This is a genomic window from Streptomyces graminilatus (assembly GCF_001418565.1).
Lineage (GTDB): Bacteria > Actinomycetota > Actinomycetes > Streptomycetales > Streptomycetaceae > Streptomyces > Streptomyces graminilatus.
Genome location: NZ_LIQQ01000740.1, coordinates 1 through 2343, shown reverse-complemented (window position 1 = coordinate 2343; position 2343 = coordinate 1). Strand labels below are relative to the sequence as shown.

Sequence of the window (2343 nt, the reverse complement as noted above, 5' to 3'; positions counted from 1 at the left end):
GGTGGGGGTGCTCGGGGGGTTCGAGCAGGGTGGGGCGACCGATGATGTGTCCTACAGCGTTGTGCTCGGGGACGCTGTTGCCGGTCTTTATCGGGAGGCCCTCGGATCTTCGGGGTCCCGTGGGTCTGTCGGCTCTCCTTGATCCGCCGGGCTCTCCTTGATTCGCAGGGTTCTTCTGTGCCCGCCAGGTTCGTCTGGGTCCTCTGGGTCCTCTGGGTTCTCCGGGGTCTTCTGGGTTCTCTGGTTTTCTTGGCTTCCTCTGGCGAGCGGCGCGTTTCGTCATGATCACTGCTGGGTGTGGGTAGCCCCTCTACACTGACGTGGGCGTACTCCCGGGCGGTGAGGGGCGGTTGACGGTGCGTAAGGCATGGATCGTGGCGAGCGTCGCCGTCGGCGGTGCCCTCAGCTTCGTGATGCTGCTCGTCGTGGGCGTCTACGTCGTCGCCGGGAGCGTCGCCGGTAGGGCGGGCGGCGGGAACGTCGCGCTGGCCAAGGGGGCCGTACCGGCCGCGTATGCGGCGATCGTGCAGAAGTGGGGCAATCTGTGCCCCGCCATCAACCCCGCCCTGCTCGCCGCACAGCTCTACCAGGAGAGCGGATTCAACCCGAACGCGAAAAGTCCGGCGGAGGCGGAAGGGATAGCGCAATTCATCCCCGGAACCTGGGCCTCGCACGGAATCGACGGCGACGGTGACGGCGACCGTGACGTATGGGACCCGAATGACGCGATTCCATCGGCGGCGTCGTACGACTGCCAGCTCGCCTCCTATGTGAAGGACGCGCCCGGCGACCCGACGCACAACATGCTCGCCGCCTACAACGCGGGCGCCTACGCGGTCATCAAGTACGGGGGCGTACCGCCGTACTCGGAGACCCAGAACTATGTGAAGACGATCACCACGCTGGAGACGAGTTTCGCGGCCCCCGTGGGGCGCGTCGACCCCTCCGAGCAGGCCGCCGCGGCGATCAACTACGCCCAGGGCAAGCTCGGCACGCCTTATCTCTGGGGCGGTACCGGCACCGCTGAGCAGCAAGGACGCTTCGACTGCTCCGGGCTCACCCAGGCCGCGTACGAGAGCGTGGGCATCCAGCTGCCGCGCGTGGCGAACGATCAGTACAACGCCGGGCCGCACCCCTCCCGGGACGAGCTGCTGCCGGGCGATCTCGTCTTCTTCTCCGAGGACCCCACCAACTCGCGGGCCATCCACCACGTGGGGATCTATGTGGGCGGCGGCTACATGATCGACGCCCCTCGTACGGGTGCCGTCATCCGGTTCGATCCGATCGACTCCGGCGATTACTTCGGGGCGACCCGGGTCACCGAAGATGGCGCGAAAGCGTTGCCCGCCGCGGTGTGAGCGCAGCGTGAAACCCTCCCCTGAGCTGCGGGTTTGCGTCTCTCTTCGATAACGTCTGCATGGCCATTCGGTGGAGAGTGGAACGTATAAACGGAGTTCATGCGTTCCTGTTCCAGTGGCGGATCCGCCGGCACCCGGGACGGGTGTCGGGTCTGTCCTGCTTGTCGTGTGTGTGCCGCATGTGTTGCATGTGCCGTATGTGTCATCCGTGTTGCATGTTTCGCCTGTTTCGCATGCTTCGCGTGTATTCGTATGTGGTGCATTTGTCATGTGTGGCACGTGTCAAGCGGTGGGTCCCTACGCCAACGGGGCGCGCGGGAGTGGCGCACGGAAACGGAATCAGTGCGCTCTGGAAATGACGACGAAGGGGCCGCAGCACCATGGCTGGATTCGCCGGAACCGGGTCGAACCCCGACATCGACCTGCTCTACGACATCAATGGCCTGGCCAAGGACGCCCCCCGGTGGTTCGACCGGGTGGTCGAGGTCCTGGGCGAGTACGGGCTGTTGGCCGCGATGGTGATCCTCGTGGTGGGGTGCTGGTGGAGTGTGCGGCGGCGGGGCGGGGATGACGCGGCCGGGGCCGTGGCCGCGTTGATCTGGGCGCCGCTCGCCGCCGGGGCGGCCATGCTCGTGAACATTCCGATCCGGGGGTTCGTGGAGCGGCCCCGGCCGTTTCTGGACCATCGGGGGGTCGAGGTTCTTGTCTCCGGGAAGACCGACTACTCGTTCGTGAGCGATCACGCGACCATCGCCATGGCGGTGGGGGTCGGGCTGTTCGTGGCCAGCCGGAAGTTCGGGCTGGTGGGGATAGGGCTCGCGCTGGTGGAGGGGTTCTGTCAGGTGTACATGGGGGTGCACTACCCGACGGATGTGGTGGGTGGGTTCGCGCTGGGGACCGCTGTGGTGTTGCTGGTGTCGCCGTTGGCGATGGCGGTGATCGTTCCGGTTGTTCGGGTGGTTGAGCGGTCTGGGTGGGGTGGGGG

General features: G+C 66.3%; 2 protein-coding genes and 1 pseudogene. All 3 read left to right on the top strand.

The features are described 5' to 3' along the window. A pseudogene (locus AOK08_RS48210) lies at positions 1–142 on the top strand (serine protease); the annotation flags it as partial. A 208-nt stretch (positions 143–350) separates the two neighbouring features. Further along, positions 351–1358, top strand: coding sequence for a C40 family peptidase (locus AOK08_RS40925; protein WP_241827316.1), 1008 nt, complete (start codon positions 351–353; stop codon positions 1356–1358). Between the two features lie 380 nt (positions 1359–1738). Next, positions 1739–2343, top strand: a 605-nt coding sequence (locus AOK08_RS40920) for a phosphatase PAP2 family protein (RefSeq protein WP_055535536.1), incomplete at its 3' end; no start/stop codon positions are given.